Origin of the sequence: Sphingopyxis sp. (assembly GCF_051861155.1) — a bacterium.
GTDB lineage: Bacteria > Pseudomonadota > Alphaproteobacteria > Sphingomonadales > Sphingomonadaceae > Sphingopyxis.
The window spans coordinates 167,875-193,760 of the sequence record NZ_JBHYDE010000002.1 but is presented as its reverse complement, the minus strand read 5'-3'; the positions used below and the strand labels follow the sequence as shown (position 1 = coordinate 193,760).

Sequence of the window (25,886 nt, the reverse complement as noted above, 5' to 3'; positions counted from 1 at the left end):
GATGACGCTCAGCCACCGCCTCGCACAGCCGTCGGACCTCGATGCGCTGCGCGCGGTGATGGCGCTTGCGATCGCCGAACTGCAAAAGGGCTTCCTCGATGACGCCCAGATCGCCGCCAGCCAGGCCGTCATGGGCCTCGATACCCAGCTGATCGCCGACGGCACCTATTTCGTCATCGAGGCCGCAGGCGAGATCGCCGGCTGCGGCGGCTGGTCGCACCGCGCGACGCTCTACGGCGGCGACCACGCCGCGAACTTGCGCGACCCCGCCCCGCTCGACCCCGCCACCGACGCCGCGCGCATCCGCGCCATGTACACCCACCCCGCCTTCGCACGGCAAGGCGTCGGCCGCATGGTGATGGCGCTCTGCGAAGCCGCCGCGCAGCAGGCGGGCTTCACCCGCACCGAGCTGATGGCCACCCTATCCGGCGAACCCCTCTACCGCGCCTGCGGCTACACCCCGATCGAGCATGTCCAAGCGCCCGGGCCGAACGGCGCGAGCGTCCCACTGATCCGCATGGGTAAGCGGTTCGGCGGCGGCTGAACCGCGACAGCGCCTTACAATCACCCCGGCGCATCCCATATCAGCATCATCGCGGCACGCCTTTGGATGAGCCGCCGCGGCTGAGAGACCTGCGCGCTCCCGCTTACCCCAACAGGAGCCGCGCCCGATGAACAGCCGAGCCAAACCCGTCAATCCGCCCGGCCGCAAGGCAGCCGCTGCGGCCCCGGCCGCCAGTGCCGCCGCCAACAGTGCACCAGCCGACCCCGCGGCGCCCGTCCGCGCGCGCACCAACAGTCATTTCCGCAAGAACCGCACGCCGCTGCCGCGCGACGATGCCAAGCGGCAGGGCGACATCAGCCAGTTCGCGTTCCTGACCATGGGCGGCCGCGATCCGGCGGTCGAATTCCTCAACAGCGACAATGCGCAGCTTGGCGGCCGCCCGCTCGCGCTCGCCACCGCCAGCGCCGAAGGTTATGAACAGGTCGCCGCCGCGATCCGCGCCATGGCGCCCGGCGGCGCCGCGTCATGAGCCGCGCGATGAACGTCACGCTGGCCGAAGCCGATGTCATCGCGCTGTGCCTGTCGGCGGGGGTCGCGATCAGCGCAATCGAGCCTTTGCCCGATGGCGGTACCCGCCTCGTCTGCGTCTCGCCCAACGGCGCCGACACGATGCGCAAGAAGCTGAAGAACAGCCTGATCGACGGCGCGGTGCCCCGCCACCGCTTCTACCGCGCGCCGGGGTCCGAAAGGGGCTATTAACAATCGGCGGCGCGTGACAACAGAAAGTCGCGTTCGCGGTCATTGCCCGCCAGCGCCGCCGCGGCTTCGAACTGCGCCTTCGCCTCGGCGCGGCGCCCGGCGCGGAGCAGGAAGTCGCCGCGCGCCGCGGGCAAAGGCGCATAGTGGTGCAGCGCGGCGTCATCGGCGATTTGGTCGACCAGCGCCAGCCCGGCCTCGGGGCCGAACGCCATGCTGTGCGCGACCGCGCGATTGAGGTCGACGATCGGCGATGGCAGCACCTGCCGCAACCGGTCGTACAGCGCGGCGATGCGCCGCCAGTCGGTGTCGTCGGCGCGCCGCGCCCGGGCGTGGCACGCCGCCAGCGCCGCCTGCAGTGCATAGGGGCCGTCGGCGCCGCCCAGCGCCTCGGCCCGGTCCAGCGCGTTCAGCCCGCGGCGGATCAGCAACTGGTCCCATCGGGCGCGGTTCTGCTCGGTCAGCGGCACGAACTTTCCATCCGGCCCGGCGCGCGCCGCCAGCCGCGACGCCTGGATTTCCATCAGCGCGAGCAGCCCCAGCACCTCGGGCTGCTCGGGCATCAGTCCGGCCAGGATGCGCCCCAGCCGCTGCGCCTCGCTGCACAACGGTGGGCGCACCAGCGAAGGCCCCGCGGTCGCCGCATAGCCTTCGTTGAAGATCAGATAGACGATTTCGAGCACCGACGGCAGCCGCGCCGCCAGCTCGGCACCGCGGGGCACCTCGAACTGGACCCCGGCCTTGGCGATGGCTTTCTTGGCCCGGGTAATCCGCGCTGCGATCGCCGCTTCATTGGAAAGGAACGCCCGTGCAATCTCCTGGACCGTCAGCCCGCCGACCAGCCGCAGCGTCAGCGCGGCGCGCCCTTCGGCGCCGATCACCGGGTGGCACGCAGCAAAGATCAGGCCGAGCAGCTCGTCGCCCAGCGGATCGTCCAGCGCGGCTTCGACGGCCTCGGCGCTCATGCCCTGCTCCTCGTCCAGTTCGCGGGCCATTTCGGCATGTTTGCGCGTCTGCATCGCCGCGTGCCGGATGCCGTCGATGGCGCGCCGCTTGGCCGCCGCCATCAACCAGGCGCCCGGATTGGCGGGCACCCCGGCGGCGGGCCATTCGGTCAGCGCCACGATCAGCGCGTCCTGCGCCAGTTCCTCGGCGCGGTCGACGTCGCGGGTCAGCCGCGCCAACCCGGCAATCAGCCGCGCCCGCTCGATCCGAAAGACTGCTTCGATTGCCCGGTGGGTGGGGTCCGCCGCCATGCCCGTCTTGTCCGCGAAGTTCGTCGGCAAGGCAAGGCGGGCGGCGGACATGGCGGCTTAATCGCCGGCGATCCGGTCGCGCAGCGCCTGTTCATGCGCCGCGATTTCGGGGGTCACCGCATCGCCGAAATCGTCCATTTCATAGAAAGGTCGGATTTCCAGATCGCTCGGCCCGCGCATCGGATTGGGGCAACGCTTGGCCCAGGCGACCGCCTCGTCCATGTCCTTCACCTCCCAGATCCAATAACCGGCGACCAGCTCGCGCGCTTCGGCGAACGGGCCGTCGATCACGGTGCGGTTCGGGCCGTCGAAATGGATCCGCTTGCCATGCGACGACGGCTTCAGCCCGTCGCCCGCAACCATCACCCCGGCATTGACCAGTTCCTCGTTGAACTTGCCCATCGCCTCGAACATTTCGGTCATTTCCTCGCTCGGGGGAAGGCCCTGCTCGCTGTCGTCGGTCGCTTTCACAAACACCATCACACGCATTTTCTGTCTCCTCAAAAACCGGGCCACGATCGGCCTCGTATCTCCATGACGAACGAGCTTCCCCGAAATCGACACATGGCCCGAAAAAATTTCGGTGGCGAATATCTGGGACGTAAGGGGCGGGGCGGACGGCGCGGTTCAGGCGACCTCGGCCAAGGATTGCGGGGTGGCGAAGCGCTGGCGATATTCGTGCGGCGACAGCCCGATGATGCGGTGGAACAATTTGCGGAACGCCGCGGCATCCTCATATCCGACGCCCCAGGCGATCTGGTCGACGGTGCGGCGGGTAAATTCCAGCAGCTCGCGGGCTTTGCCCACGCGCAGATGCTGGACATATTCGACCGGGGTCATGCCGGTGGCGGCCTTGAAGCGGCGCTGGAAGGTGCGTTCCTCCATCCCCGCCTCGCTCGCCATGGCGGGGACCGCAACCGGCCCGGCGCCGCGCGCCTGCAACCAATGCTGGACGCGCAAAATCGCCTCGTCGCCATGCGTCAGCTTCGGCGCAAAGCTGGCATAATTTTTCTGCTCACGGCCGCTGGGGTCGATCAGCAGGAATCGCGCCGTCTCCATCATCACCGTCGGCCCCAGCAACCGCTCGACGATCCGCAGCCCCAGGTCGGTCCACGCCATCAACCCGCCCGCGGTAACGATGTCGCCGTCGTCGATCACCATCCGGTCGGCCTCCAGCCGCACGTCGGGAAAGCGGGCGCGGAACTGTTCGGCAAAGAACCAGTGCGTCGTCGCCGGCCGCCCCGCCAGCAGCCCGGTGGCGGCCAAAGCAAAGGCCCCGCCGCAATTCGACGCCAGCACCGTGCCCTGGGCATGGCGGTCGAGCAGCCAGCGGGCATAGGGCTCGACCTCACCGGGTTCGAGCAGCTTGTGCAAACTGCCGGGCGCAATCAGCACCGCGGGCGAATTGGTAGCGGGCTGGTCGGGGTGGCTGTCGTAACACCGCACAAAGCCACCGCCGTCCTGCAACCGCCAGTGGCTGGCGCGGATCGGCCGGCGACCATGGTCGACCGCAAAGCGCCCGGCGATGTCGAACAGGTCGGTGATGCCGTGCACCATGCCGATCTGGCAATCGGGGTAGGTCATCATGCCGACCTCGATCAGCGGCATCGTCGCGGCGTCCGCCACCTTCAGCTTGGGCATATCGGTTCCCCGTCGTTCGCTTTGTCGGATTTGACCCGCATAATGTCGCGTCCGCCAATCCCATGCAAGCCCGGCCCGGCCTAAATCCATGTCATCGGGACGGACAGCTCCGTCCCTCCAGACTGAAAGGAACCACGCCATGACCACGATCACCACCACCGACGGCACGCACATCTTCTACAAGGACTGGGGTCCGAAGGATGGCCAGCCGATCATTTTTTCGCACGGCTGGCCGCTCAGCGCCGACGCCTGGGACGCCCAGCTGGTCTATTTCGCCAATCAGGGTTTCCGTACCATCGCCCACGACCGCCGCAGCCACGGCCGTTCGGACCAGGTCTGGGAGGGTAACAATATGGATCAGTACGCCGACGACCTCGCCGAACTGATCGAACAGCTGGACCTGAAAGACGTCATCCTCGTCGGCCACTCGACCGGCGGCGGCGAAGTCACCCGCTATATCGGCCGGCACGGCACGGCGCGGGTCGCCAAAATCGCGCTGATCGGGGCGGTGCCGCCGCTGATGCTCAAGACCGAAGCCAATCCGGGCGGTCTGCCGATCGACGTCTTCGACGGCATCCGCCAGGGCACCTTCGACAACCGGCCGCAGTTCTTCAAGGATCTGACCCTTCCCTTCTACGGCTATAACCGCGACGGCGCGGTGATCAGCGAAGCGGTGCGCGACGACTTTGTGCGGCAGGGCATGATGGGCGGCCTCAAAGGCCAGCTCGACAGCATCCGCGCCTTTTCGGAAAGCGACTTCAACGCCGATCTGACGAAATTCGACGTCCCGACGCTCGTCCTCCACGGCGACGACGACCAGATCGTTCCCGTCGATGCCTCGGCCCGGTCGACCGTGAAGATCGTCAAACAGGCGGTGCTGAAAATCTACGAAGGCGCCGACCATGGCCTGACGGTCACCCACCAGGACCGGTTCAACGCCGACCTTCTGGATTTCATCAACAACTGATAAGGTCGAGGCGCGGTCCGGGGGGACTGCGCCTCCTCCACGCAAAGGAGACGTCAGATGACCAAGCAAAGCTTCCTGATCACCGGCGCATCGGACGGCATCGGCGCCGTCTATGCCGACCGCCTCGCCCGCCGCGGCCATAATATGATCCTCGTCGCCCGCCGCGCCGACAAGCTGGCCGACCTCGCCGACCAGCTGCGCCGCGACACCGGCGTCACGGTCGATATCATTGCCGCCGACCTTGCCCAGCCCGACGACCTGGCCCGCATCGAAGCGCGCCTCCGCGACGACGACGCCATTACCGGGCTGATCAACAACGCCGGGATCGCGGGCGAGACCAGCTTTGCCCAGGCCGACCCCGCATATCTCACCGGAATGATCGACCTCAACATCCTGGCGGTCACACGCCTTTCGGCGGCGATCGCGCCGCGGCTGGCGGCCAATGGCGCGGGCGCGATCGTCAACATCACCTCGGTCACCGCGCTGATGCCCGACGGCTTCACCGCCGTCTATCCCGCCAGCAAGGCCTATGTCCTCGCCTTTACCGAGGCGTTGCAGGTCGAGCTCGGCGCCAAAGGCGTACGCGTCCAGGCCGTGCTACCCGGCATCACCCGCACCCCGATCTGGGACGAAGCGCAGCTGGCGAATATCCCCGCTGACATGGTGATGGACGTGGACGACATGGTCGACGCGGCGCTCGCCGGTTTCGATGCGGGCGAGGTCGTTACCATCCCGGCGCTCCCCGACATGGCCGACTATGACGCCTATATCGCGGCGCGCGCGGCGCTCCGCCCCAACCTCTCGCGCTCGCGCCCCGCGCCGCGCTATCTGTAAAGGAGACGTGCCATGATCCTCGGTCTGACCATCCCGCAATTCACCGCGCTCCACGTTGCGATCAGCCTTGTCGGCATCGCGGCCGGCCTGATCGCTCTCCCCGCCTTCGCCCGCGGCCTCATCCTACCCCGCACGACCGGCATCTTCCTGTGGACGACCTTGCTCACCAGCCTGACAGGGTTTCTTTTCCCGATCGTCGCTTTCACCCCGGCGCTTGGCGTCGGCATCCTCTCGACGCTGATCCTGATCGTCGCCTTTGCCGCCTATTATCGCGGCAAGCTCGCCGGGCGCGCGGCAACCGCCTATGCGATCACCGCCACCCTCGCGCTCTATCTCAACCTGTTCGTGCTGGTCGTGCAGTCGTTCCTGAAAGTCCCCGCGCTCAACGCGCTGGCCCCGACGGGAACCGAACCGCCCTTCGCCATCGCCCAGGGCGCGTTGCTCATCGCATCGATCGCGTTCGGCTACACCGCGTTCAAGGCGGCGCGGCGGCGATCCACCGCCGCCTGATCGCAAGCGGCGCGAAGGGCAAGGGCGGTTTCGGCCGCCTTTGCCTGTTTTGACCTCGCCAACCCCTCTTGCACGACCTTCCGTTTACGTTAAGGTTAGTTTCAAACTGCTACCGGAGAGTGATTCATGGCCTTGCCCCCGATTTTCGACCGCCTGCGCCTGCCCGTCATCGGCTCGCCGCTGTTCATCGTGTCGGGGCCCGAGCTTGTCATCGCGCAGTGCAAGGCGGGTGTGGTCGGCAGCTTCCCGGCGCTCAACGCACGCCCCCAGACGTTGCTCGACGAATGGCTGCACCAGATCACCGAGGAACTCGCGGCGTGGGACCGCGACAATCCCGACCGGCTGTCGGCGCCCTATGCGGTCAACCAGATCGTCCATAAATCGAACGATCGGCTTGAGGCGGACATCGCGACCTGCGCCAAATGGAAAGTGCCGATCACCATCACCTCGCTCGGCGCGCGCGAGGAACTCAATCAGGCGGTCCACAGCTGGGGCGGCATCACGCTGCACGACATCATCGACGATCGCTTTGCGCGCAAGGCGATCGAAAAGGGCGCCGACGGCCTGATCCCCGTCGCGGCAGGCGCGGGCGGCCACGCTGGCCGTCAGTCGCCGTTCGCGCTGGTGCAGGAAATCCGCGAATGGTTCGACGGCCCGATCGCACTGTCAGGCGCCATCGGCCACGGCCGCTCGGTACTCGCCGCACAGGCATGCGGCGCCGACCTTGCCTATATCGGCAGCGCCTTCATCGCCACCGCCGAGGCCAACGCCGACGAGGGATATAAGAATGGTATCGTCGAGGGCCGCGCGGGTGACATCGTCTATTCGAACCTGTTTACCGGGGTGCACGGCAATTACCTCCGCCAATCGATCGCCGCCGCGGGCATGGACCCCGACAACCTGCCCGAGGGCGACCTCAAGACGATGAACTTCGGCTCGGGCGGCAACACCAAGGTCAAGGCGTGGAAGGACATCTGGGGATCGGGCCAGGGCATCGGCCCGGTCAGCGCGGTGCGCCCCGTCGCCGAATTTGTCGCCGAACTCGAAGCGCAATATCTGGCGGCACGCCGCGAACTGGAGGCAAAGGTCCGGCTTTAGGGCCGCGCCACTTGCATTTCCCACGCTTCCCCGCTAAGCGCCGCCGCTTCCGACCATGGTCATCCCTGGAGGCGTGGCGGACTTTGAAACTATTCTCGGAGAAAAATGATGAGCGACCAGCTGGTGCTGTCGGCCGAGACGCGTGATCGGGGAGGCAAGGGAGCCTCGCGTGAACTGCGTCGTGAAGGCCGTGTCCCCGCCGTTGTCTATGGCGGCAAAGAAGAACCCCTGATGATCCACGTCGAAGAAAAGCTGCTGATGAAGCAGCTGATGACGGGTCACTTCATGAACTCGGTCGTGATGATCGACGTCGGCGGCAAGCAGATCCGCACGCTGCCCAAGGACGTCGCGTTCCACCCGGTCAAGGATCGTCCGATCCACGCCGACTTCCTGCGCATTGCCAAGGACGCCAAGGTCCAGGTTGCGGTGCCGGTCGTCTTCCAGAACGAAGAAGCCTCGCCGGGTCTGAAGCGCGGCGGCGTGCTCAACATCGTTCGCCACGAACTCGAACTGGTGTGCGACGCGGACAAGATCCCCGACGACATCGCGATCGACGTGACCGGTTTTGACGTCGGCGATTCGATCCACATCAGCAACGTCACCCTGCCCAAGGGCGTCGAAAGCGCGATCACCGATCGCGACTTCACCATCGCTACCATCGTCGCTCCGTCGGCGATGAAGTCGAGCGAAGGCGACACGACGAAGGACGAAGGCGAAGCTGCCGAAGGCGGCGACGAAGCCTAAAAGTTGCGGAGCGCCCCTTCCCTTGCGGAAGGGGCGTTTCCCCCAGACCCAGGAAAGGCACCGCCATGCAGCTCTGGGTCGGCCTCGGAAATCCCGGGCCCCAATATGCGATGCACCGTCACAATGTCGGCTTCATGGCCGCCGATGTCATCGCCGACGTCCATGACTTTCCGGCGCCCGCGAAAAAATTCCAGGGCTGGCTTCAGGACGGCCGCATCGGATCGACGCGCATCCTGTTGCTCAAACCCGGCACCTTCATGAACGAAAGCGGCCGCAGCGTGCGCGCCGCGCTCGACTTCTACAAATTGACGACGCAGGACGTCACCGTCTTCTACGACGAACTCGACCTGATCCCGATGCAGGTCAAGGTCAAGCGCGGCGGCGGCGCCGCGGGCCACAATGGCATTCGTTCGATGATCCAGCATATCGGCGAGGATTTTCGCCGCGTCCGCATCGGCATCGGTCATCCGGGACACAAGGACCGCGTCACCGGCCATGTGCTGGGCAATTACCATAAGAGCGAGATGGAGCCGCTGATCGACCTGCTCGGCGCGATCGCGGCCGAAGCGCCGTGGCTCGCCGAGGGCAATGACGTCCGCTTTCAAAGCGATCTCGCGCTGCGCTTGCAGGGCTGACGCTGTGCAACGGGTGCTGGTTATCGGCCCCTGCGGCGCTGGGAAATCGACGCTGGCCGCGCAGCTGGGCCAGACGCTCGACCTGCCGGTCTTTCACATGGACCAGCTCAACTGGCGCCCGGGCTGGGTCGAAAGCAGCAAGGATGACATACGTGCGCGGCTGGCGGCCATTACGACCGGCGAGCGGTGGCTGATCGACGGCAATTATGGCGGCACGCTGGACGCGCGACTGGCGCGCGCCGATACCGTCGTCTATCTCGATTTTCCGATCCATTTATGTGCCTGGCGCGTGCTCCGCCGGATCTGGGCCTATCGCGGACGCTCCCGACCCGACATGACCGAAGGCTGCCCCGAGCGCTTCGATCTTGAATTTTTCCTCTATCTGCTGGCGTGGAACAGCGGCCCGCGCCCGCGCACCGAAGAAAAGCTGCGCGATTATCATGGGACGCTGGTGCGGCTCAAAAATCCGCGTGCGCTGCAGGAATGGCGCGCCTCGCTGGACAAACAGCCCGCCTGACCCCGGTTTGGCGTCGGTGTAAAATTCGGGCATGATGGCCTCCGAGAGGAGCCTGCCATGCCCACCCCTTCCCGTCCCAGCCGCCGCGAGTTGATCGCCGGAGCCGCCGCGCTGACCGCCGCCACCCCTGCCCTTTTGCAAGCCGCGATCCCCGCTGCCGGGCCTTCGCTCAAAGGCCGCACCATTCTCATTACCGGCGCTTCGAGCGGGTTTGGGCGGGTGGGGGCGCTGCACTATGCGCGGCTTGGCGCCAAGGTGATTGCCACGATGCGCGGGCTGCCCCGTGCCGAGGCCGAAACGCTCACCGCCGAGGCCGCGAAGGAAAAGCTCGACCTGCATATCTTCGAAATCGATGTGACCGACGATGACTCGGTCAAGAACGGCGTTGCCGACGCGCTCGAACTGACCGGCGGGCGGATCGACACGCTGATCAACAATGCCGGGATCGGCATCACCGGCCCGGTCGAGGTCCAGGACATGGCAGCGACGCAACTGATCTTCGACACCAATGTATTTGGCATCCAGCGGATGCTGCGCGCGCTGTTGCCGCAGATGCGCGCGGCGAAGGGCGGGCAGATCTTCAACATCTCGTCGCAGCTCGGGCGCGTTATCGTCCCCGGCGGCGGCCATTATTCGGCGACCAAATTCGCGGTCGAGGCCCTGTCCGAACAGCTCGCCTATGAACTGGTGCCGCATGGTATCGAGGTGACGGTGATTCAGCCCGGCGGCTATCCGACCAAGGTTTGGGTGAACCGCAACGCCTATACCGGCGCGCTGAAGGCGCGCAGCGATGCCGCGCTGCTCGCCGCCTATGCACCCTTCACCCGCGGCATGGGGACCGAGGACGGCAGTGGACGCAGCGCCGACCCGCTGGACGTACCGATGGCGATTGCCGAGATCATGGCGATGCCGGCGGGCAAGCGCCCGCTGCGCCGCGCGGTCCATCCCGGCAACAAGCCGCAGGAAGCGATCAATCGCGTGTCCGCCGAGGTGCAGGTGGCGTGGCTTGGCGGCGGCGCGCTGGGACCGCTGGTCAAGGCGGTTCACGACTGACCCCCGCTATGTCATTAGAGTGTCATGCAAATCCTGCCTTTCTGACTTGGTGAAGCCATTTAGCTGACACCTCCCGCTGCCATCGGTGCGCCACCTCATTCCGGACAAGCCAGTCCGGAGGCTCAACCGAAAACAGGGGGACTGCATGTCACATCTTACCGACGACGCTCGCGCGCCTTATCGCGGCGACACCATCCGCGATCACACGCCCGACAGTCTGGAGGCGATCGTAGCCGCCAATCCGACGCGGCGTTCGCTGCTCAAGAATGGCCTGCTTGGGCTTTCGGTACTGCCGACAATGGCGCTGGCAGCATGCGGCGACACCAGCGGCGACCCGGCGGTGACGCTGCCCCCGACCGGGGGACCTAGCCCGACGCCGACCCCGACCCCGCCGCCGGCAAGCTTTGCGGTGACCTTTGCCGCGGTCGCGGCGAACCAGAATGACGCGGTAACGGTACCCGCGGGCTACACCGTCGATGTGCTGCTGAAGGCCGGCGATTCGGTCGAGAGCGGCGCCGCCTATACCGGCAGCTTCCCGACCCCGGCGGTTGCCGAGAAATGGGCCGGCGGCAACCATGATGGGATGGAATATTTCGCCTTTCCGGGAGTCGATGCCAATGTTCGCGGACTGCTCGCGATCAATCACGAATATCCCGATCTCAACATCCTGATGTCGGGCAGCTACAATGCAGCAACCGCCACCGCCGACCAGAAGGCGCTCGCGCTGTCGGCCGTCGGCATCAGCGTCGTCGAAATCGCCAAGGGCAGCGACGGCAAATGGGCGGTGCAGGCCGGATCGACCTATAATCGCCGCTATACCGGCAACAGCAGCTACCGCGTTGGCGGCCCTGCCGCGAGCGTGATCGCCGCGCCGATCAAGGGTATGCTGAACAATTGCGCGAGCGGTCGCACCCCGTGGGGAACGTACCTGACCTGCGAAGAGACGACCGACAATTATCTCGATCCAACGCAGCCCGCTAACGGCTATGGCTGGGTCATCGAAATTGATCCGCGGCGCGAGCTCGCGCAACCGACGAAGCGCACCGCGATGGGCCGCTTCGACCATGAAAATGTGGCGTTCATAGAGAATAGCGACCGCCGCACCGCCTTTTATATGGGCGACGATTCCACCCCGGGCTGCATTTATAAATTCGTCCCCGACCGCGCCTATAGCGCGACGAACCGGGCGGCCAACACCGACCTGCTCGATACGGGAACGCTGTATGTCGCGCGCTTCAACGGCGACGGCACAGGCGAATGGCGCGCTCTGGTCGTAGGGCAGAATGGCCTGACCGCAGGCGCTTCGGACCCTGGAAACAACAGTCAGAGCACGACCCCGCCCGCCCCGACGACGGTCAATTTCAACAATCAGACGGATGTGCTGATCAACTGCAAATCGGCGGCGCGTGTCGCGGGCGGCACCGTGATGGACCGTCCCGAATGGATCACCGTCGCGCCCGACAACAGCGCGGTTTTCGTCACGCTGACCAACAACAGCGGACGCCGCGTCACCAACCCGATGAACCCGCGCACGACGAACCTGCACGGTCATATCATCAAGTTCAGCGAACAGGGCAATTCGCCGCTGGCGACGACCTTCCGCTGGGAAATCTTCCTGCTCGCGGGCGATCCGTCGCTGGCGTCGGGGGGCAGCAACCTGACCGGCAATATCAACGGCGACACCTTCTCCAGCCCCGACGGCATCGCCATCGACCCGCAAGGGCGCCTGTGGGTGCAGACCGACCATAGCGTTCCGGGCAATTCGGGCGTCGCAGGCCGGTCGATTGATCAGGCGTTCGGGCACAATGCCATGTTCTATGTCGATCAGGTCACCAAGCAGTCGAAACGCTTTCTGGTCGGCCCGCTCGGCTCCGAGATCACCGGGCTGACTTATACCCCGGACCTGCGCACCTTCTTCGTCAATATCCAGCATCCAACAGGCAATTGGCCGGTGGCGGGCCAGCAGCCGCGGTCATCGACGATCGTCGTGCGCCGCACCGACAACCAGCCGGTCGGCAACTGAACCAGGCGCCGCCCGCTCCCTGCATCGGTCGGGAGCGGGCGGTAGCCGGCATACCGGTGCACACGACTGATTTGTGATCGCAACCGTTCATGGCATGACGGGTCGCTGAAAGGGATGCGCTTGGGTTGCACTCGCGCTCGCCCCGCCCAGGAGATGTCGATGCTAGTCCTGCGAACCGCATTATTGGCGCTGGCGATCGGCGCGATCGGCCACGGCGAACTGGCCGAAGCCAAACCGGCCGCGGCGCGATCGGAAAAGCGATGCGGGTGGATCGACAATCCGACCCCCGCCAATTGGTGGCTTACCGACGGCACGGGCCGGTGGACCATCGGCCTGCAGGGCGGCCATCAGGCACCGGGTTTGAACAGCCTGCCCGACATGCGGGCGAAGGGATGGGTCGCGACCAACGGTTCCTATGGTTATGGTTGCGGCTGTATGCAGGTGACGACCGACAAAAGCACCGCACGGGTCACGCGTATCTATTCGGCGACGCCGCTCCCGATCAACCGCTGCATCGCCGACAAGAAATTGCCGCGCCGCGATCGGTGATACCTCAGCGCGGCGGCGCGGTCGGCGTCCGTCTCGGCGGCGGCGGCGGCGATCCGTCGGCGGTCTGCGACATCAGGGTCACGCACATCGTGCGGTGCACGCGGTGCGGGCCGCAGGCGACGCCGGCGTAGCGGTGCGTCGGGCGCAGCAGGCTGTGGCGATGACCGCGGTCGGGGACGCCATCGTCGATCAGCAATTGCTGGACCACCCCCGCCGGGCTGTGGTGGCCATAGGTGATGACTTCATTGACATAGGGGCCGCCGCCGCGCGCCTTCATCCGTTCGCCGGGACCGCGTCCGCGGGTGTAATGGCCGACGGCACCCGATCGCGATTGGGCCGCAACATGATCGGCCGCTGCGGATGCCAGGATTTCGCTCTGCTGCAATCGCTGCAAAGGCCTTTCGCGGCGCAGGTCGCGGATCGCTTCGTCGACCGCGGCGACGCCTTCGTTGGTCATGATGTCGATTTCGCTATCGTCGTCGGCGAGCAAGAGTCGACCGTCGAAGCGATCGCGATAATCGCGCAGGACTTCGGTATAGCCCGCGGGATCGCTGCGAAAGCGATTGAGTTCGGCGAGCACGCCGGCTTCGAACCGGCTGGGCGCGGCGCTGGCGGCGACCGCGCCAAGGCCCAGCACCAGCGCGGCGGTCGTCCATCGAGGGATATTCGTCATGGCGCCCGCGATAAAACCGCAAGGCTGAACCTGCCGCAACGATATTCTGCCGCTCTTCAAAAGCTGGCATCGGCGGCCACTTGGCGCTAGGGGCGCTGCAACACCGGCCTCACGCCGGTCACACGGAGTTTTTATGGGTTTCAAATGCGGGATCGTCGGCCTGCCCAACGTCGGCAAGTCCACCCTGTTCAACGCGCTGACCGAAACGGCGGCGGCGCAGGCGGCCAACTACCCCTTTTGCACGATCGAACCGAACATCGGCAACGTCGCGGTGCCCGACGCGCGGCTGGAAAAGCTGGCCGCGATCGCCAGCAGTAAAAAGATCATCGCGACCCAGCTTGCCTTCGTCGACATCGCGGGCCTCGTCCGCGGCGCGTCGAAGGGCGAAGGGCTCGGCAACCAGTTCCTCGGCAACATCCGCGAAGTCGATGCGATCGTCCATGTCCTGCGTTGTTTCGAGGATGACGACATCCAGCATGTCGAAAACAAGGTCGATCCGGTCGCCGACGCCGAGACGGTCGAGACCGAGCTGCTGCTCGCCGACCTTGAAAGCCTGGAAAAGCGCGTCCCCGCCTTTGTCAAAAAGGCGTCGCAGGGCGACAAGGAAGCCAAGATCGCCGCGTCGGTTCTGGGCCAGGCGCTCGACCTGCTGCGCGAAGGCAAGCCCGCGCGGTTGACCGACCCCAAGGATGACGAGGAAGCCCGCGTGCTACGCACCGCGCAGTTGCTGACGTCGAAGCCTGTACTCTATGTCTGCAACGTCGATGAAGCCAGCGCCGCCAACGGCAACGGCTTCTCCGAAAAGGTTTTCGCCAAGGCCGCCGCCGAAGGCGCGCAGGCGGTGGTCGTCTCCGCCGCGATCGAAAGCGAGCTGGTGACGATGGACATGGCCGACCGGCTCGAGTTCCTCGAAGAAATGGGGCTCCACGAAACCGGCCTCGCGCGCGTCATCCGCGCCGGATACGAGCTGCTCCACCTGATCACCTTCTTCACCGTCGGCCCGCAGGAAGCGCGCGCGTGGACCGTCCACACCGGCGCCACCGCGCCGGAGGCCGCGGGCGAGATCCACAGCGATTTCCAGAAGGGCTTCATCCGCGCCGAAACGATCGCCTATGACGATTATGTAACGCTGGGCGGCGAAGCACGGGCGCGCGAGGCAGGCAAGCTGCGCGCCGAGGGCAAGGCGTATGTCGTGCATGACGGCGACGTTATGCACTTCCTGCACAGCTGAACCGACGACGTCATCGCGAGGCTGATCGTCGGCATTGGGGTAGGGAGCGGACGTTCCTAGTTTGCGCGCGCCTCCAGCGAAAGCGGACCCTAGCGAGCTGGCTTAGAGTCCGTTAGGTCAACCGGATGTCCTTTAGTTATCGCGTCTCGCTGCAAGTCCGACATCCTTACGCTGATCCACAGCGTATTATAAAAGGCATAGGGTTGCCGCCTGTTCGTTCCTGGGCAGCCGGGGAGCGGCGTGCGACGCCAAAGGGAACATTGCTGCCGGGAGCCTACACAGAAAGCTACTGCGCGTTCGACATCGGTGCGGGCGATGACGGCGAGCTTGCTGATTTCCTACGCCGGACCCTGACGCGGATTGATCCATCGGCTGCATTCATTGCCGAACTTCGCCAGACTGGCGGGAAACTCAATTTTTTAATCACGTGGACGCCGGGTGAAAGAGGAGAGGTTTTCGACGTGAACTTGCTCATGGACATGGCCCGCCTCGGTATCGATCTCGGTATTGAACCATTAGCTTCGACCTAGTCCGCTTACGGTCGCTTCCCCGTAGCTGCCAGCGTCCGCAACCGGTCGTTAGCTGCCGCTGTTACCATGATTACGCGGGACGCTAAGGCTCGAACGCCGCCAGGATCGGACATGGCCCCTTGTCGCTGGCTGCGCACTGATCAGCCAGCCGTGCCAGCGCGGCGCGGGTTTCGGTCATCTGGGCGATCTTGGCATCGAGCGCGTCGATCCGCTGGCGCGCCAGTCCGCGCACGCGCACCCGGTCGTCGCTTTTTTCCAGCGCGAGCAGTTCCGAAATTTCGTCGAGGGTGAAACCCGACGCCTGCGCCGACCGAATGAATTTCAGGCGCCGCACATCGTCCGCATCGTAGCGGCGTACCCCGCCGCCCCAGCCGCGGCCGCCGCTGCGCGCCGGAGTGCCCATCAAACCGCGGCGCTGGTAATAGCGGACGGTTTCGACCCCGACGCCGCCCGCTTGTGCCAGTTTTCCGATGGTAAGCTGCATCGCTTGACTCCGTACTATGGTACGGACGCTATAGGACGTGCATGACACAACAAACAAGCACCGCGACGCTCTATCGCATGGTGATGCCGGGGCATATCTGCCCCTATGGGCTGAAAGCAAAGCATCTGCTCAACCGCCGCGGCTTTGCGGTCGACGACCGCTGGCTGACGACGCGAGCCGAGGTTGACGCGTTCAAGGCCGAACATGGCGTCCAGACGACGCCGCAGACCTTTATCGATGGCGTTCGCATCGGCGGCTATGACGATCTGCGCCGCCATTTCGGCGTGACCGTCGCCCCCCCCGACGCGGTCAGCTATCGCCCCGTAATCGCGCTGTTCGCGATGACCGCGCTGATGGCATTGGCGGCAAGTTTCGCTGCATTCGGCAATGCGTTCACGATGCAGGCGGGCGCGTGGTTCATATCGTTCAGCATGATCGTGCTGGCGCTACTCAAGCTGCAGGACATCGACAAATTCGCGACGATGTTCCTGAATTACGACCTGCTGGCGCGCCGCTGGGTGCCGTATGCCACTATCTATCCCTTTGCCGAGGGGCTGGCGGGCGCGTTGATGACCGCCCACGCGCTGCCGTGGCTGTCGATTCCCGTTGCGCTATTTATCGGCGGCATCGGCGCAGTGTCGGTGGTCAAAGCGGTCTATATCGACAGGCGCGACCTGAAATGCGCCTGTGTCGGGGGCAGCAGCCGGGTGCCGCTGGGCTTTGTGTCGCTCACCGAAAATCTGGCGATGGTCGGCATGGCATTTTGGATGCTATGGATGCTGGCGTGACGATGTTCCGCCATCTCGTGCTCGCGCTGTTCCTGATCGGCCTGTCGCTATCGTCGGTGACCGCGCCCGTACAGGCCGAAACGGCGGTGACCGATTGTCACGGCGCGACGCCGGTCGATACGCCGCACCACCAACCCGATGGCGATGCTGCCAAGGCCGCCAGCCATGTGTGCATCGGGTGCGTCGCCAGCATCCCGGCTGACGCCGTGGCGGCGCCGATCGCCCTGCCCGCGCTGTTGCCGCCGGTGCAGCCGATGGCGGCGCTTGCGGGCGCCAATGCGCCGCCCAGCATACCGCCTCCACGACCCTGACAGGCGCAAAACCGAACCCCGATTTTTACGATCCTGTCAGGACGATGATATGTTGAAAACGCCACTTCTGGCGGGCGCTGCCGCGCTCGCTCTCTTTCCGCTATCTGCCGCCGCGCAAGACCATAGCGGCGCCGATCCCCACGCGGGGCATCAGATGCCCGCCGCCGACCCGAAATCCGCCGAGCCGGTCGATCATGCTGCGATGGGTCATGCCACCACGGACCATGGCGCCATGAATCACGGCCCCGCGACCACCCCCGCCGAAGGCTCCGGCACCGCGCGTTTGCCCGCCAAGGAGGGCGGCCATAGCGGTCTGCACATCGACGCGGGGAACGACTGGATGATGATGGCGCACGGCTTTGCCTGGGGCGTCTATACCGACCAGTCGGGCCCGCGCGGCGACGACAAGGCCTATGTCCAGTCGATGTTGATGCTGTCGGGCGAAAAGCAGACCGATTGGGGCCGTATCCAGCTGAAATCGATGATGAGCCTCGAGCCGCTGATGTCCAATTTCGGCTATCCCAACCTGTTCGCCAGCGGCGAGACGGCGGGCGGCGAGCCGCTGGTCGATCGCCAGCATCCGCACGACCTGTTCATGGAACTGGCGGCGCGCGTTGACGTCAATGTCGGTGAGGATGCACGGATGTTCGTCTATGGGGGTCCGGTCGGCGAACCCGCGATCGGCCCCAGCGCCTTCATGCACCGCGGCAGCGCGCGGCTGAATCCCGAGGCACCGATCACCCATCATTGGTTCGATTCGACGCACATCACCTATGGCGTCGCGACGCTGGGATTTGCGACGCCGGCCATCCAGCTTGAGGGATCGATCTTCACCGGCCGCGAACCCGACGAGAAACGGTGGAACATCGAAAGCCCGCGGTTCGACAGCTGGGCGCTGCGCGGCACCTGGACCCCCTCGCCCGCCTGGGCGCTGCAAATCAGCCACGCGCGGCTGAAGGAACCCGAAGCGCAGCATCCGGGCGAAAACGAGCATCGCACCACCGCCAGCATCCAATATGCCAACGGCCGCGGCCTGTCGGCGACCGCCGCGTACAGCGCCAAGAACCGCGACCCCGGCGACACGCTCTCCGCCTGGCTGGCCGAGGTGAACTGGGATCTCGACGATCATCACACGCTGTTCGGGCGGGTGGAAAACGTGAAGAATGACGAGCTGTTCAGCGACCATGACGATCCGCTGCACGACCGGCCGTTTCGGGTGACCAAATTTCAGGCAGGCTATGCTTACCGGCTGCCGATCAGCGGGCCGCTGAACCTGGCGCTCGGCGGTAGCATCGCGGCGTTCGCCAAGCCGCGCGCGCTCGATGCGGCCTATGGCAATAACCCGATTGGCGCGACGGTGTTTGCGCGGCTGAGCATCGGTCATTGATGTAACGCATGGCTGGGCTATCGAAGGGCAGCGATTCGCGCGCCAACGGAGCCCAGCCATGTACAACCGCCGCCACTTCCTTGCCGGGGCGACCCTCGCCGGCCTTGCCGCGCCGGCGATCGTCCGCGCGCAGGGTATATTGCGCGATTTTCCGTTCAAGCTGGGCGTCGCGGCGGGCGATCCCGCCAGCGACGGTTTCGTCATCTGGACGCGGTTGGCGCCCGAACCGATGGAGCGGCACGGCGGCATGCCACTGACCAATGTGCCGGTCGAATGGGAAGTCGCCAGCGACAGCGGCTTTCGCACCATCGCGGCAAAGGGCACCGAACTGGCGCGCCCCGAACTGGGCCATAGCGTCCATGTCGAGGTCGCCGGATTGCAACCCGATCGCCCCTATTATTACCGCTTCACCGCCGCCGGCGAACGCAGCCTGCGCGGCCGCGCGCGTACCCTGCCTGCCCCCGGCACCAAGGTCGAGGCGCTGAAATTCGGGGTTGCCGGGTGCCAGCATTTCGAGTCCGGATTTTACGGCGCCTATCGTCATCTGGCGCGCGAAGACCTGGCGTTCGTCTATCATTATGGCGACTTCATTTACGAGTATCAGCAGAATTATCTGTACGACAGTGGCCTGCCGATCTTTCCGGTGCGCCGTTACGACCATCGCGCGCTGATCGACCTCACCGATTTCCGCGGCGCTTATGCGCAGACCTTGATGGACATCGACCAGCAGGCGGTCCGTTCGGCCCACGCCGTCCTGTCGACCATCGACGACCATGAAGTCGTCAACGATTGGGTATCCGACGTCGATAACTGGTCGCTTGAGCTACCCGGCAACGATCCCGATGCAGCGCCGCCCGAGGTCTTCATGCTGAAAAAACAGGCAGCGATGCAGGCGTGGTACGAACATATGCCGGTGCGAAGGGCGCTGCTGCCGCGCGGCGGCATGGTCGCGCTGAACCGCGAGTTTCGCTATGGCGATTTGATGGCGATGCAGCTGCTCGACACCCGCCAGTACCGCGACGATCAGCCGTGCGAAGATGGTTTCAAACCGGCGTGCCCCGAGGTGTTTGCCAAGGATGCCCAGGTGCTGGGCCGCGCGCAGGAAGACTGGCTGAACCGGAATCTGGCCAAAGGCGGCGCGACGTGGAACGCGCTGGCGCAGCAGGTAACCATGATGTCGCTCGACCGGCGGCGCAAACCCGATGAACCCAAGAAGATCGTCAACCTCGACAGCTGGGCGGGCTATGAAGCGCCGCGCGAGCGCATGTTGGCGCGGCTGAGCGGGCTGGACAATTGCATCGTGCTAACCGGCGACGAGCATCAGAATTTCTGTGGCGATCTGGTGTTGAAGGACAAGATCGTCGGCGCCGAATTTGTCGCGACCTCGATCTCCAGCGGCGGCGACGGCAGCGACAAGCGCAACGGCACCGACGATTTTCTCAAGCTGAACCCCGAACTGAAATTCGCCAACGACCAGCGCGGCTATCTGGTGTGCGACGTTAATCGCGAGGCGTGGCAGACGCATTTCATGGTCGTCGACAAGGTGACGACACCGGTGAACAATCTGTCGAAGCGCGCGACCGGGGTGGTCGAAAATCGTGTCGCCGGGATCAAGATGGCGTGAGCTGTCGCCGGTCCGTCATCGACCGGTCCTAGCGGAGCGGACATGCCCCGGTTGCTCATCCTGCTGCTGCTTTGCCTGCTGTCCTTTGCCACGCACGCAGGGGACGGGCATGCGCGCGCCCCCGCCACGATCCTGATCTCGATCGACGGGTTCCGCGCCGATTACCTGGACCGCGGGATCACGCCCAACCTGTCGCGGCTTGCCGCAAATGGCGCGCGCGGCAAACTGCGCCCGTCTTTCCCGACCAAAACCTTCCCCAACCATTATGCGATGGTGACCGGCAAGCGCCCCGACAACCATGGCATCGTTGGCAACAATATGATCGACCCGCGGCGACCGGGCGAGAAGTTCAGCTTGGGCGATCCGAAACAATCGCTCGATCCCTTCTGGTGGGACGAGGCTGAACCGGCGTGGGTTACCGCGGGCAAAGCAGGGGTGCGCAGCGCGACGATGTTCTGGCCGGGCAGCGAAGTCGCGATCGGCGCGGCGCGTCCCGCCGATTGGCTGCGTTATGACCGGCATATCGGTTATGCGCAGCGGATCGACACGATCCTCGACTGGATGCGCCGCCCCGCCGCGATCCGCCCGGCGTTTGTTACGCTCTATTTCGAAGCGGTCGACGACGCAGGCCACCGCTTTGGTCCGGGCAGCGCCGAAGTGAACGCCGCGATCACCGACGTCGATAGCCGAATCGGTGCGCTGGTCGCCGGGCTGGCGGACCTCGGCCAGCCCGCGCGGCTGCTGATCGTCGCCGACCATGGCATGCGCGCAACCGACGAAAGCCGGGTGATCCAGCTTGCCGACCTGATCGACCTCGCCAGCATCGTCGCGGTCGAGGTTGGCCCCTATGCCGCGATCGAACCCGCGGCGGGAACCGACGACCGGGTCGCGCAGGCGCTGCTGAAGCCGCATGATCATATGACGTGCCACCGCCGCGAAGACCTGCCCGCGCGGCTCCATTATGGCCGCAATCCGCGCGTCGCGGCGATCATCTGCATTGCCGAGCCCGGCTGGTCGATCTTTGCGGGCGATCCCCCGTGGCCGGTGACCGGCGGCGCGCACGGTTATGACAATAGCGACCCCGAGATGCTGGCGCTGTTCATCGCGCATAACGGCGGACTGACCGGCGACGTCGGCACGGTCGACAATATCGAGGTTTATCCGCTGCTGATGCGCCTGATCGGCGTGGCGCCGCTGGCGAGCGACGCGACGGGCGTGTTTGTCGCGAAATTGCCTTAGGCGGTATCGGCACCGCCGATAGCCTGCCTATTTCCGCCCGAACAGCCGTTCGACATCGTCCATCGCCAGTTTGACCCAGGTCGGGCGGCCATGGTTGCATTGCCCCGAATGCGGCGTCACCTCCATCGTGCGCAGCAGCGCGTTCATTTCGGCGACGCTGAGGGTGCGACCGGCGCGGACCGAGCCGTGGCAGGCCATCGTCGCGGCGACCAGTTCGAGCTTTTCGTTGAGCCCCAGCGCGGCGTCATAGCCCGCAAGATCGTCGGCGATGTCGGTGACGAGTTTGCGGCAATCGATCGCGCCGAGCATCGCCGGGGTCGCGCGAACCATCACTGCGGCGGGGCCGAAGCGTTCGAGTTCGACCCCGAGCGTGGCAAGCTGCGCCGCCGCGGCTTCGAGGCGGTCGCACGCGGGTTCGTCGAGTTCGACGACTTCGGGGAGCAGTAAGCCTTGCGACGGCACCGCCTGCCCGCCCATGCCGCGGCGCAATTGTTCGAGAACGAGGCGTTCGTGCGCGGCATGCTGATCGACGATGACCAGGCCATCCTCGGCCTCCGCGACGATATAGGTGCGCGCGATCTGTCCGCGCGCGATGCCCAGCGGATGCGCGTCGCCCTGCGGCACCGGCGCGGTCGCCGCTTCGGCGCGGCCCATCGGCATCGCGGTTGGCGGCGGCGCGAAATTGACGATGCGGTCGCGGAGCAGCGCGTGGGTGGCGGGATCGTCGTCGGCGCCGAACAAATGCGTCGCTGGCGCATGCGGATAGGGCAAATGCGCCGCGAACAGCGTCTGGACCGGCGCGGGCGGCGCGACCGGTTCCTGCTGCCACGCCGCCAGCGCCGCTTCGGCGGGGCGCTGGACGCTGCGGAAGCCTTGGTCGTCGAGCGCGCGGCGCAGCCCGCCGACGATCATGCCGCGGATCAGCTGCGGGTCGCGAAAACGCACCTCAGTCTTGGCCGGGTGGACGTTGACATCGACCTCACCGGTGGGGACGTCGAGGAACAGCGCGACAACCGGATGGCGATCGCGCGCGAGCAGGTCGGCATAGGCGCCGCGCAGCGCCCCGACGAGCAGGCGGTCCTTCACCGGGCGGCCGTTGACGAACAGATATTGATGATCGGCAATGCCGCGATTGTACGTCGGCAGGCTGATGACGCCGCCGATATGGACGTCGCCGCGATCGAGATCGACGCCGATGCTGTTGGCGGCAAGGTCGCGCTGTGTCAGCGCGGCGACGCGGCTCAACTGATCCTGCCCGCCCTGCACGTCGAGTACCCGGCGCCCGTCATGCTCGACGGTGAAACCGACGTCGGGGCGCGCCATCGCGAGCCGTTTTACGACGTCGAGGCAGGCGGCATATTCGCTGCGCCCACTGCGCAGGAATTTGCGCCGCGCGGGGACGCGCGCAAACAGATCTTCGACGACGACGCGGGTGCCGTTCGCGAGCGCCGCCGGCCCCTCGGCCACCACCACGCCGTTGTCGACAACGCGGCGCCAACCGTCGCCGCCCGCCACCCGGCTTTCGAGCATCAGCCGCGCCACGCTGGCGATCGACGGCAGCGCTTCGCCGCGAAACCCCAGCGTCCGGACATCCTCTATCGCATCATCGGGCAGCTTTGACGTCGCATGGCGTTCCAGCGCCAGCGCCATGTCGGCGGCGGTCATGCCGCAGCCGTCATCCTCGACCTCGAGCCGCGAAATTCCGCCGTCGGCGATTCGCACCGAAATGCGAGTCGCACCGGCGTCGATGGCGTTTTCGACCAGTTCTTTCAGCGCTGCGGCGGGTCTTTCGACCACTTCACCGGCTGCGATCCGATTTACGAGCGTTTCGGGCAGGCGACGTATTGACATGGGGCCTGTCCTAGCGCAGTCGGACGCAAATCGCGACCCACCCGCACAGCCTTGATCATATTGTCCAGCCAGCCCCCCATAGCCGAGCCGGAATCTCTCCCTGATTGGTCCTGTCGCCGGCCGGGCGCGCGGGTTCGACGACGACGGCACGGTCCCCCGGTGCCGATGACAGGGAAGCAGTATCGATGTCCTTCTTTTCTCGCTGGTTCAAATTCAATTCCCAAGACATGGCAATCGACCTCGGCACCGCCAAAACGGTCGTTTATGTGCGCGGCAAGGGCATCGTGCTGAATGAACCTTCGGTGGTCGCGGTCGAGACGATCAACGGGATCAAGCGGGTCAAGGCGGTCGGCGACGACGCCAAGCTGATGATGGGCAAAACCCCCGACAGCATCGAGGCGATCCGTCCGCTGCGCGACGGCGTGATCGCCGACATCGATGTCGCCGAACAGATGATCAAGCACTTCATTACCAAGGTGCACGGCGGCAAGCCCAACGCGTTCCGCAGCCCCGAAATCGTGATCTGCGTCCCCTCGGGCTCGACCAGCGTCGAGCGCCGCGCGATCCGCGACGCCGCATCGAACGCGGGCGCCAGCGAAGTGTGGCTGATCGAGGAGCCGATGGCCGCCGCGATCGGTGCCGACATGCCCGTCACCGAACCGATCGGTTCGATGGTCGTCGACATCGGCGGCGGCACGACCGAAGTCGCGGTGCTGTCGCTCCGCGGCCTCGCCTACACCACCTCGGTGCGTGCGGGCGGTGACAAGATGGACGAAGCGATCGTCTCCTATGTCCGCCGCCACCATAATCTGCTGATCGGCGAAGCAACCGCCGAGCGGATCAAGAAGGATTTCGGCATCGCGCGCATTCCTGCGGATGGGGTTGGCCTGACCATCCACATCAAGGGCCGTGATCTGGTCAACGGCGTGCCCAAGGAAATCTCGATCAACCAGGCGCAGATCGCCGAGGCGCTGTCCGAACCGATCGGGACGATCGTCGAGGGCGTGCGCATCGCGCTGGAAAATACCGCCCCCGAACTCGCCGCCGACATCGTCGATCAGGGTATCGTCCTGACCGGCGGCGGCGCGCTGATCGCCGAACTCGACGAACTGCTGCGCGATGCGACCGGCCTGCCGGTGACGGTGGCCGAAGATCCGCTGACCTGTGTCGCGATCGGCACCGGCCGCGCGATGGAAGACCCCGCCTTCCGCGGCGTGCTCCAGCAAGCCTGATCGGGTAAAGGCGTTTCATGGTCCGCCCGGCACATCGGCGTCCGGGGCAATCCCGAAAGGCCCAGTACAGCCTGTTCGTGGCCTATGTCATCGCGGTGACGGGCGCGGTCGCGGGGCTGTTGCTGGCGATCCTGTCGGTCGTTGACCCCGTCGGCTTTGCCCAATTGCGTGTGGCGAGCCAGGAAATCACCGCGCCCGTCGCGCGCGTGTCGCGGTCGGTGATCGGATCGATTTCGGGCATCGACGACAGTGTCGGCGCCTATGTCAGCGCAGGGTCGCAGAACCGGCGGCTGCGCGGCGAGCTGGCCGATACGCGGCGTGAGCTGGTTGCGACCAGCACCCTGCAGGAAGAAAACCGCCAGCTGAAAGCGCTGCTCAAGCTGCAGGAAACCGACAAGACCGCGCTCGCCAACGGCTATCTGCTCACCTCGACCTCGACCAGCAGCAAGCGCATCGCGCTGCTCAGCATTGGGCGCAACCTGGGGGTCGCCGCGGGCCAGCCGGTACGCGGCGCCGACGGCCTGATCGGCCGGGTGCTGAGTTCCGGCCCGTCGGTGTCGCAGGTGCTGCTGCTCACCGACGTCGACAATATTGTGCCGGTCCGCCGCGCCCGCGACGGCCTGCCCGCGCTGGCCTATGGCCGCGGCAACGGCGATCTCGACATCCGCACCCTCAACATCGCCAACAACCCGTTCAAGCCCGGCGACATATTGGTCACGTCGGGCACCGGCGGGCTGTACCCGCCGAACATACCGGTCGCGATCGTCGTGCGGCGACAGGATGACGGCGCGCTCGCGCGCCCCCTCGCCGACCCGGCCAAGGTCGATGCGGTGTCGGTGCTGCGCCCCTATACCCCCGACAATATCGACGCGCAGCCGGCGCCCGCGCCGCTACCCGCGCCGGACCAGGCCCCATGAACAAGACCGCCGGGCCGCGTCTCGGCGAACCGGCTTCGCTGTGGCGGATGCGCATCGTCCCGGTGGCGACGGTGATGCTCGCCTCGGCATTGCCGCTGATGCTGCCGCTGGTCGCCAATTCGCCGGTGCTGCCGCCGCTGGGGCTCTTGTTTTTTCTGTGCTGGCAATTGCTGCGCACCGAAATGTGGCCGGTGTGGATCGGCCTGCCGCTGGGCCTGTGGGACGATCTGTTCAGCGGCCAGCCGATCGGCACCGCAGTCGGGCTGTGGACGCTCGCCAGCATCGCGATCCATTATTCGTCGCAGCGCATCTATTGGCGCGGCTTCCTGCATGACTGGGCGATCGCGGCGCTGTTGATCGCGATCATCCAGTCGCTCGCGGCGCTGATCGTCCATCAGGACGCCGCGACGGGCCGCGTGCTCGGGCTGGTGGTGCCGCAGATCGTCATTTCGGCGCTGCTGATCCCGCTGTTCATGCGGCTGACAGGCAAGTTTGACAATTTCCGCCTGAAACGCCGATAATCGGTTTAAC

28 protein-coding genes and 1 pseudogene are annotated in these 25,886 nt (G+C 65.8%); 23 read left to right on the top strand and 6 right to left on the bottom strand.

The features are described from left to right. Nucleotide 1 precedes the first annotated feature (1 nt). The 3 genes from ACTIFP_RS04205 to ACTIFP_RS04195 all read left to right on the top strand — a co-directional run bounded on the left by ACTIFP_RS04205 (nucleotide 2) and on the right by ACTIFP_RS04195 (nucleotide 1,264). Nucleotides 2-544, top strand: coding sequence for a GNAT family N-acetyltransferase (locus tag ACTIFP_RS04205; protein WP_439567460.1), 543 nt, complete (start codon nucleotides 2-4; stop codon nucleotides 542-544). A gap of 127 nt (nucleotides 545-671) precedes the next feature. Then, nucleotides 672-1,034, top strand: a complete 363-nt coding sequence (locus tag ACTIFP_RS04200) for a hypothetical protein (RefSeq protein WP_439567459.1) — start codon at nucleotides 672-674, stop codon at nucleotides 1,032-1,034. Next, entirely contained in the window at nucleotides 1,031-1,264 is a 234-nt protein-coding gene (locus ACTIFP_RS04195) for a hypothetical protein (RefSeq protein WP_439567458.1), read from the top strand. Before ACTIFP_RS04200 ends, ACTIFP_RS04195 begins: the two co-directional genes overlap by 4 nt. Here the strand turns inward: ACTIFP_RS04195 and ACTIFP_RS04190 are convergent. The 3 genes and pseudogenes from ACTIFP_RS04190 to ACTIFP_RS04180 form a co-directional block, all read right to left on the bottom strand. After that, nucleotides 1,261-2,517 (bottom strand): RNA polymerase sigma factor, encoded by a 1,257-nt coding sequence (locus ACTIFP_RS04190; RefSeq protein WP_439567457.1) that lies wholly within the window; start codon nucleotides 2,515-2,517, stop codon nucleotides 1,261-1,263. The two genes, ACTIFP_RS04195 and ACTIFP_RS04190, sit on opposite strands and share 4 nt — an antisense overlap. A gap of 135 nt (nucleotides 2,518-2,652) precedes the next feature. Continuing rightward, a pseudogene (locus ACTIFP_RS04185) lies at nucleotides 2,653-3,006 on the bottom strand (YciI family protein); the annotation flags it as partial. Nucleotides 3,007-3,144: 138 nt separating this feature from the next. Further along, nucleotides 3,145-4,158: a GlxA family transcriptional regulator gene (locus ACTIFP_RS04180; protein ID WP_439567456.1), complete on the bottom strand. Its 1,014-nt coding sequence runs from the start codon at nucleotides 4,156-4,158 to the stop codon at nucleotides 3,145-3,147. 139 nt (nucleotides 4,159-4,297) lie between these two features. Between ACTIFP_RS04180 and ACTIFP_RS04175 the strand changes: the two genes are divergently transcribed. The 10 genes from ACTIFP_RS04175 (at nucleotide 4,298) to ACTIFP_RS04130 (ending at nucleotide 13,088) form a co-directional block, all read left to right on the top strand. Next, the gene (locus tag ACTIFP_RS04175; RefSeq protein WP_439567455.1) at nucleotides 4,298-5,125 is read left to right on the top strand and encodes an alpha/beta fold hydrolase; all 828 of its coding nucleotides are present in this window, start codon (nucleotides 4,298-4,300) and stop codon (nucleotides 5,123-5,125) included. A 57-nt stretch (nucleotides 5,126-5,182) separates the two neighbouring features. Beyond that, nucleotides 5,183-5,959 carry an SDR family NAD(P)-dependent oxidoreductase gene (locus ACTIFP_RS04170; RefSeq protein ID WP_439567454.1) on the top strand — a complete coding sequence of 259 codons (777 nt, stop codon included), beginning with the start codon at nucleotides 5,183-5,185 and terminating at the stop codon, nucleotides 5,957-5,959. 12 nt (nucleotides 5,960-5,971) lie between these two features. Beyond that, nucleotides 5,972-6,469 carry a hypothetical protein gene (locus ACTIFP_RS04165; RefSeq protein ID WP_439567453.1) on the top strand — a complete coding sequence of 166 codons (498 nt, stop codon included), beginning with the start codon at nucleotides 5,972-5,974 and terminating at the stop codon, nucleotides 6,467-6,469. A gap of 126 nt (nucleotides 6,470-6,595) precedes the next feature. Next, complete coding sequence (locus ACTIFP_RS04160; protein ID WP_439567452.1) at nucleotides 6,596-7,567, top strand: NAD(P)H-dependent flavin oxidoreductase; 972 nt, start codon at nucleotides 6,596-6,598, stop codon at nucleotides 7,565-7,567. Between the two features lie 108 nt (nucleotides 7,568-7,675). After that, nucleotides 7,676-8,311: a 50S ribosomal protein L25/general stress protein Ctc gene (locus tag ACTIFP_RS04155; RefSeq protein WP_439567451.1), complete on the top strand. Its 636-nt coding sequence runs from the start codon at nucleotides 7,676-7,678 to the stop codon at nucleotides 8,309-8,311. 65 nt (nucleotides 8,312-8,376) lie between these two features. After that, nucleotides 8,377-8,946, top strand: a complete 570-nt coding sequence (pth, locus tag ACTIFP_RS04150) for an aminoacyl-tRNA hydrolase (RefSeq protein ID WP_439567450.1) — start codon at nucleotides 8,377-8,379, stop codon at nucleotides 8,944-8,946. Nucleotides 8,947-8,950: 4 nt separating this feature from the next. After that, nucleotides 8,951-9,463 (top strand): AAA family ATPase, encoded by a 513-nt coding sequence (locus ACTIFP_RS04145; RefSeq protein ID WP_439567449.1) that lies wholly within the window; start codon nucleotides 8,951-8,953, stop codon nucleotides 9,461-9,463. Nucleotides 9,464-9,520: 57 nt separating this feature from the next. After that, complete coding sequence (locus ACTIFP_RS04140) at nucleotides 9,521-10,516, top strand: SDR family oxidoreductase (protein WP_439567448.1); 996 nt, start codon at nucleotides 9,521-9,523, stop codon at nucleotides 10,514-10,516. Between the two features lie 145 nt (nucleotides 10,517-10,661). Beyond that, on the top strand, nucleotides 10,662-12,539 hold the full coding sequence (locus tag ACTIFP_RS04135; protein WP_439567447.1) for a PhoX family protein: 1,878 nt from the start codon (nucleotides 10,662-10,664) through the stop codon (nucleotides 12,537-12,539). Between the two features lie 159 nt (nucleotides 12,540-12,698). Then, a complete protein-coding gene (locus ACTIFP_RS04130) occupies nucleotides 12,699-13,088 on the top strand; it encodes a DUF4087 domain-containing protein (protein WP_439567446.1) in 390 nt (129 codons plus the stop codon). A 4-nt stretch (nucleotides 13,089-13,092) separates the two neighbouring features. Here ACTIFP_RS04130 and ACTIFP_RS04125 read toward each other — a convergent pair whose 3' ends face one another. Further along, the gene (locus ACTIFP_RS04125) at nucleotides 13,093-13,761 is read right to left on the bottom strand and encodes a CAP domain-containing protein (protein WP_439567445.1); all 669 of its coding nucleotides are present in this window, start codon (nucleotides 13,759-13,761) and stop codon (nucleotides 13,093-13,095) included. Nucleotides 13,762-13,894: 133 nt separating this feature from the next. Between ACTIFP_RS04125 and ychF the strand changes: the two genes are divergently transcribed. Both ychF and ACTIFP_RS04115 read left to right on the top strand, forming a co-directional pair. Further along, nucleotides 13,895-14,992, top strand: coding sequence for a redox-regulated ATPase YchF (gene ychF, locus ACTIFP_RS04120; protein ID WP_439567444.1), 1,098 nt, complete (start codon nucleotides 13,895-13,897; stop codon nucleotides 14,990-14,992). 125 nt (nucleotides 14,993-15,117) lie between these two features. Continuing rightward, complete coding sequence (locus ACTIFP_RS04115) at nucleotides 15,118-15,522, top strand: hypothetical protein (RefSeq protein WP_439567443.1); 405 nt, start codon at nucleotides 15,118-15,120, stop codon at nucleotides 15,520-15,522. An 82-nt stretch (nucleotides 15,523-15,604) separates the two neighbouring features. Here the strand turns inward: ACTIFP_RS04115 and ACTIFP_RS04110 are convergent, their stop codons facing one another. Beyond that, complete coding sequence (locus ACTIFP_RS04110) at nucleotides 15,605-16,006, bottom strand: MerR family DNA-binding protein (protein ID WP_439567442.1); 402 nt, start codon at nucleotides 16,004-16,006, stop codon at nucleotides 15,605-15,607. A 41-nt stretch (nucleotides 16,007-16,047) separates the two neighbouring features. Here ACTIFP_RS04110 and ACTIFP_RS04105 point away from each other — a divergent pair, with 41 nt between their 5' ends. The 5 genes from ACTIFP_RS04105 to ACTIFP_RS04085 are packed head-to-tail and all read left to right on the top strand — an operon-like array spanning nucleotide 16,048 to nucleotide 21,355. Then, nucleotides 16,048-16,794 (top strand): MauE/DoxX family redox-associated membrane protein, encoded by a 747-nt coding sequence (locus tag ACTIFP_RS04105; protein ID WP_439567441.1) that lies wholly within the window; start codon nucleotides 16,048-16,050, stop codon nucleotides 16,792-16,794. Then, the gene (locus ACTIFP_RS04100; protein WP_439567440.1) at nucleotides 16,791-17,105 is read left to right on the top strand and encodes a hypothetical protein; all 315 of its coding nucleotides are present in this window, start codon (nucleotides 16,791-16,793) and stop codon (nucleotides 17,103-17,105) included. Before ACTIFP_RS04105 ends, ACTIFP_RS04100 begins: the two co-directional genes overlap by 4 nt. 49 nt (nucleotides 17,106-17,154) lie before the next feature. Then, nucleotides 17,155-18,492, top strand: coding sequence for a hypothetical protein (locus tag ACTIFP_RS04095; protein ID WP_439567439.1), 1,338 nt, complete (start codon nucleotides 17,155-17,157; stop codon nucleotides 18,490-18,492). Nucleotides 18,493-18,550: 58 nt separating this feature from the next. Next, nucleotides 18,551-20,116, top strand: coding sequence for an alkaline phosphatase D family protein (locus ACTIFP_RS04090; protein WP_439567438.1), 1,566 nt, complete (start codon nucleotides 18,551-18,553; stop codon nucleotides 20,114-20,116). A gap of 42 nt (nucleotides 20,117-20,158) precedes the next feature. Next, nucleotides 20,159-21,355, top strand: coding sequence for an alkaline phosphatase family protein (locus tag ACTIFP_RS04085; RefSeq protein WP_439567437.1), 1,197 nt, complete (start codon nucleotides 20,159-20,161; stop codon nucleotides 21,353-21,355). 27 nt (nucleotides 21,356-21,382) lie between these two features. Here ACTIFP_RS04085 and mutL read toward each other — a convergent pair whose 3' ends face one another. Further along, entirely contained in the window at nucleotides 21,383-23,206 is a 1,824-nt protein-coding gene (mutL, locus tag ACTIFP_RS04080; protein ID WP_439567436.1) for a DNA mismatch repair endonuclease MutL, read from the bottom strand. A 185-nt stretch (nucleotides 23,207-23,391) separates the two neighbouring features. Between mutL and ACTIFP_RS04075 the strand changes: the two genes are divergently transcribed. From ACTIFP_RS04075 to ACTIFP_RS04065, 3 genes are read left to right on the top strand one after another with little or no spacing between them, the layout of a single operon-like run. Further along, complete coding sequence (locus ACTIFP_RS04075) at nucleotides 23,392-24,438, top strand: rod shape-determining protein (RefSeq protein ID WP_439567435.1); 1,047 nt, start codon at nucleotides 23,392-23,394, stop codon at nucleotides 24,436-24,438. Nucleotides 24,439-24,455: 17 nt separating this feature from the next. Next, a complete protein-coding gene (mreC, locus tag ACTIFP_RS04070; protein ID WP_439567434.1) occupies nucleotides 24,456-25,355 on the top strand; it encodes a rod shape-determining protein MreC in 900 nt (299 codons plus the stop codon). Further along, on the top strand, nucleotides 25,352-25,876 hold the full coding sequence (locus tag ACTIFP_RS04065) for a rod shape-determining protein MreD (RefSeq protein WP_439567433.1): 525 nt from the start codon (nucleotides 25,352-25,354) through the stop codon (nucleotides 25,874-25,876). The genes mreC and ACTIFP_RS04065 overlap by 4 nt, the downstream gene beginning before the upstream one ends. The last annotated feature ends 10 nt before the right edge of the window (nucleotides 25,877-25,886 follow it).